Below are 3872 nucleotides of genomic sequence, written 5' to 3'. Positions count from 1 at the left end.
GATGCCGGCGGCCACCAGGCGTGCCACGCCTTCCTGGCGCTCGGCCTCGGTCAGCAGCGGCCAGTCACCCATCGAGCCGCAGTACACCACGGCGCTCATGCCGGCCTCGATCAGTTCGCGACCCTTGCGTACCAGGGCGTCGAAGTCCGGCTTGCGCTCGGCGGTGCACGGGGTCATCAGGGCGGGCATGGTGCCGTTGAAGATATTGCTCATGGTCGTTACCTCGGGGTATGTCGTTCTTGTTGGTCGTTCAGCGGCCGGCATTGCGGGCCACGGATTCTTCGTCAACGGCACGCAGCGACTTGCCGCGGGTTTCCTTGGCAGCAGCCACGGCCACGATCGAGATGGCCGCTGCAGCCACCAGGTACCAGGCGATAGGCGTGGAGCTGTTGTATTCCTTCAGCAAGGTCACGGCGATCAGTGGCGCCAGCGAGCCGGCCAGGATCGGCGCAACCTGGTAGCACAGGGACAAGGCGGTATAGCGCACGTGAGTGGGGAACAGTTCGGCCATCAGCGCGGAGTAGGGCGCGTAGGTCATCGACTCGATGGCCAGGCCCAGGGTGATCGCCGCCATGATCAGCCAGTCGTTGCCGGTGTCCATCATCGGGAAGCCGACGAAGCCCCAGAACGCGGTGAGTACGGCACCGATCAGGTATACCGGCTTGCGGCCGATGATGTCCGACAGGTAGCCCATCGCCGGGATCATGAAGAAGTGCAACAGGTGGGCGCCGAACATCAGCAGCAGGATCTGCGAGGTGTCCTTGTGCACCACCAGTTTCAGGTAGGTGATGGAGAAGGTGACGACGGTGTAGTAGAGGATGTTTTCCGCAAAGCGTGCGCCAATGCCGATCAGCACTTCGCGCCAGTATTTGGTGACCACTTCCACCACGCCCAGTTGCTGGCTTTCCAGCTTCTGCTGCTTGGCCTGGGCTTCCTTGAAGATCGGTGCATCGTCAACCCGGGTGCGGATCCAGTAGCCGATCAGCACCACCACCGCCGAGAACCAGAACGCCACCCGCCAGCCCCAGTCGAGGAACTGCGCCTCGCTCAGGTTGGACGACAACAGCAGCAGGATGATGGTGGCGATCAGGTTGCCGGCCGGCACCCCCGCCTGCGGCCAGCTGGCCCAGAAGCCGCGACGGTTGTCCGGGCTGTGCTCGGACACCAGCAGCACCGCGCCGCCCCATTCGCCGCCGAAGGCAAAGCCCTGGATCAGCCGCAGCACCACCAGCAGGATCGGCGCGGCATAGCCGATGCGCTCGAAGGTGGGCAGGCAGCCCATCAGGAAGGTGGTCACCCCTACCACGATCAGGCTGATCTGCAGTAAGTGTTTGCGGCCGACCTTGTCGCCGTAATGGCCGAACACCAGGCCACCGATGGGGCGGGCGAGAAAGCCCACGGCGTAGAGGGCGAAGGCGGCAATGATGCCGTCCATGGCACTGCCGGTCTGGCGGAAGAACAACTGGCCGAAGACCAGTGCCGAGGCGGTGCCATACAGGAAGAACTCGTACCACTCGGCGACCGCGCCGGCCATGGCCGCAGCTACCACACGCTTGATGCCCGCAGGGGCTTTGTCTGCTGTTTTTGCGACATTCACCGATGCCGCCGAAGAGGGTGTGGCCATGGTTTTGCACTCCGATACGTAATTATTGGAAGAAGGAGTAGGCAGCGCGGAGCAGGCAAGACCGGCGCCGCTGAATCCTTATATGGTATTTCGTATACGATATCTAGATAAGCAAGAACGAAGCCAGTGATGGGTGTGCGGGCTGGCTATTGTGTGAAATGAGGGGTTTTGGGGCCGCTTTGCGGCCCATCGCGACACAAGGCCGCTCCTACAGGCAGGGCGCAGCAGAGCCTGAATGATGCGCTGGCGGGTGTGGGAGCGGCCTTGCGTCGCGATTGGGGCGCGTAGCGGCCCCCGGACGCTCAATTTTGGGGCAGGTGCTCGTACAGGCTCTGGCACACCCCATTGATGTGCTCTTCGATCAACCGTGCCGCCAGCTCCACATCACGCGCACGGCACGCAGCAACGATGTCGCGGTGTTCGTGATCGGCGCGCTGCTTGCCCGCCGACAGGCTCATCTGCATGCGCAGGTAGCGCTCCACCTTGTCATGGATCGACCGGATCAGGCCGACCAGGTAAGGCCGCCTGGCCGGTTCGTACAGGCAGGCATGCAGCGCCCAGTTGAGGTCGGCCCAGCGGCCGACATCGTCTTCGCCGACGAACTCCGCGCAAATGGCTTCGGCGCGGGCAAAGTGCGCCTCGGTCATGTTGGGGATCGCCAGGCGAATCGCCTTCACCTCCAGCAGTACTCGTACCTCGAACATCTGCGCCAGTTCCGGCTCGGAAATACGGGTAACCAGCGCGCCACGGTTGCGGTGGAAGTCGACCAGGCCTTCCGCCTCCAGGCGTTTCAGGGCTTCACGCACCGGAATCTTGCTGACGTTGAAGGCCTGCGCCACTTCGTCCTGGCGCACCGGTTCGCCTTCGGCCAACTGGCCCGAGATGATTGCCTCGCGCAGGTGTTTGGCAATGATTTCCGACATCGAGGGCGTTGCACCCAGGTCGGTAGCTTTGAAAGACGGCAGCGGCACGGGAAATTCCAGCAATCAGGCGGTACGGATATCTTATACGAAACGCCCTTCAAAATAATGGGCAGTAGCGCGTTGGCGCTATTCCGGTAGCGGCACAGTGGGCATATGCTTGCCCGTCAGAGGCAGAGTCTTGCCGCCTGCGGCACATACACATTGTCGGCAGCCCCTTGATGGGAGCGCAGTTGCTGGGCATCAGGGAGAGCGTCCATGAATCAGGAAACCAGGCCGGCCCCCGCTGGCTTCAGTGAACAGCAGTTGCACACCTTGTTCGAGTTGATCAGCGATGGCATCTGGGACTGGAATGCCAACACCGGCTACGTCTATCGCAACCCAGGCTGGTACGCCATGCTCGGCTACCCCAGCCACTCCATGGCCAACTCGGTACTCACCTGGGAAGGCGTGATCCACCCGGAGGACTACCCGCGGGTAATGGCGCATTTCGAGGCGTACATCAACCAGCGTAACGAGCACTACCTCGTCGAGTACCGCTGCCGTTGCCAGGATGGCAGCTACCTGTGGATCGAAGACCGCGGCTACATCATTGCCCGCAACGAGGATGGCTCGGTGGCGCGCATGCTTGGCGCCCACCGCAATATCGACGCCGGCAAGCGCCTGGTGGCGCAGCTGGAGCAGAAGAACCAGTCGCTGGAAGGCCAGGTGGCTGAACGCACCCGCGAGCTGTCCTGGGTCAACCAGCAGTTGCAGCGGCAGCTGGACGAAAACCGCGAGCTGGCCGAGCGCGATGCCTTGACCCGCATCGCCAACCGCTATCGGCTGGAGAAGGTGCTGCAACTGGAGTGCGAGCGTGCCCAACGTTTTCGCCAGCCGTTGTCGCTGATCGCCATGGACGTGGACGATTTCAAACCGATCAACGACCGTTACGGCCATGCTCTTGGCGATGCGGCGCTGGTGCGGGTGGCCGACAACCTGCGCACCTGCCTGCGCGAACTGGACCTGCTGGCGCGCTGGGGCGGCGACGAGTTTGTCATCGTGCTGCCGCAGACCACGCTGGGTGAGGCACTTGATGTTGCGGTGCGCTTGCGCCGGGTGATGGAGCAGGTGGCGCCGGTGGGCGATTGCCGGCTGACCATGAGCTATGGCGTGGTGCAGTGGCAGGAAGGTGAAGACCAGCATGCGCTGCTGGCGCGGGCCGACCAGGCGCTGTACCGGGCCAAGGGTGCTGGCAAGAACGCCATTGCCGAGTAGCCTGTGCCGGCCTCTTCGCGGGTAAACCCGCTCCCACAGGTATCGCACCGCTTTTGAGACCGGTGCAGTAC

At 63.1% G+C, this 3872-nt stretch carries 4 protein-coding genes; 1 reads left to right on the top strand and 3 read right to left on the bottom strand.

What is annotated here, in order from left to right; all coding sequences use genetic code 11:
- From ABE456_RS28265 to ABE456_RS28255, 3 genes are all read right to left on the bottom strand, one after another.
- The coding region (locus ABE456_RS28265) for a dihydrodipicolinate synthase family protein (protein WP_346646868.1) at positions 1-213 on the bottom strand (213 nt) is incomplete at its 3' end.
- A gap of 37 nt (positions 214-250) precedes the next feature.
- On the bottom strand, positions 251-1624 hold the full coding sequence (gene abaF / locus ABE456_RS28260) for a fosfomycin efflux MFS transporter AbaF (RefSeq protein ID WP_346646867.1): 1374 nt from the start codon (positions 1622-1624) through the stop codon (positions 251-253).
- A gap of 302 nt (positions 1625-1926) precedes the next feature.
- The gene (locus ABE456_RS28255; protein ID WP_346646869.1) at positions 1927-2547 is read right to left on the bottom strand and encodes a GntR family transcriptional regulator; all 621 of its coding nucleotides are present in this window, start codon (positions 2545-2547) and stop codon (positions 1927-1929) included.
- A gap of 255 nt (positions 2548-2802) precedes the next feature.
- Between ABE456_RS28255 and ABE456_RS28250 the strand changes: the two genes are divergently transcribed.
- A complete protein-coding gene (locus tag ABE456_RS28250) occupies positions 2803-3801 on the top strand; it encodes a diguanylate cyclase (RefSeq protein ID WP_346646866.1) in 999 nt (332 codons plus the stop codon).
- The last annotated feature ends 71 nt before the right edge of the window (positions 3802-3872 follow it).

It is taken from the genome of Pseudomonas sp. TWI929, from assembly GCF_039673335.1.
In the GTDB taxonomy this organism is placed as follows: Bacteria; Pseudomonadota; Gammaproteobacteria; order Pseudomonadales; family Pseudomonadaceae; genus Aquipseudomonas.
This window is presented reverse-complemented; position numbering and strand designations above follow the sequence as displayed.

What these genes read in the sequence shown, in the direction of transcription:
- abaF (WP_346646867.1), bottom strand. Translation starts at nt 1,624, where the DNA reads ATGGCCACACCCTCTTCGGCGGCATCGGTGAATGTCGCAAAAACAGCA.
- ABE456_RS28255 (WP_346646869.1), bottom strand. Translation starts at nt 2,547, where the DNA reads ATGTCGGAAATCATTGCCAAACACCTGCGCGAGGCAATCATCTCGGGC.
- ABE456_RS28250 (WP_346646866.1), top strand. Translation starts at nt 2,803, where the DNA reads ATGAATCAGGAAACCAGGCCGGCCCCCGCTGGCTTCAGTGAACAGCAG.